The 604-nt window shown below is 67.4% G+C and carries 1 protein-coding gene; it reads right to left on the reverse strand.

The features are described from left to right. Window positions 1–24: 24 nt before the first annotated feature. Window positions 25–604, reverse strand: a 580-nt coding sequence (locus AC1DKN_RS21000) for a branched-chain amino acid ABC transporter permease (RefSeq protein ID WP_476872406.1), incomplete at its 5' end; no start/stop codon positions are given.

Genomic DNA, 604 nt, shown 5'->3' on the forward strand with positions numbered 1-604 from the left:
GATTGGAAGAAACCATCGAATCGTTCATACCTTGCGTACCTCCGCGCGTCCGAACAGGCCGTCCGGCCGCAGGGCCAGCAGCGCAATCACCAGCGCGAACGTGATGATCTGGGTGTAGCTGGAGCCCAGCGATGCGGTGATCAGCGCCTCGGCCACGCCGAAGATCAGCCCGGCAATCATCACGCCCCAGGCACTGGAGAGCCCGCCGAGAATGGCCACGGCGAAGGCTTTCAGGCCGAACACGGTGCCCATGTCCGCCTGTACGTTGAACAGCGGCGCGATCAGCACGCCGGCAATGCCGGCCAGCAGCGTGGAAATGGCAAACGCGCCGGCGATGGTACGGCGGATGGGAATGCCCATCAGGCGCGCGGCGTCGCGGTTCTGCACCACGGCCAGCATCGCCACGCCCCAGCGCGAGCGGCGCAGCACGTAGTGCAGCACGGCCGCCAGCGCSAGGCCGACCACGGGAATCACCAGTTGCAGCGGATAGACGCCGACGCCGGTATCGCCCAGCTGCACGGACTGTGCGGCGAGCGGSGAGGGCAGGCTGCGCGGCTCGGTGCCGAAGGCSAGCATCACCAGGTTATCGAGCACGATGCCGAGC

The sequence above is a fragment of the Arthrobacter sp. 01N444 genome (assembly GCF_056399305.1).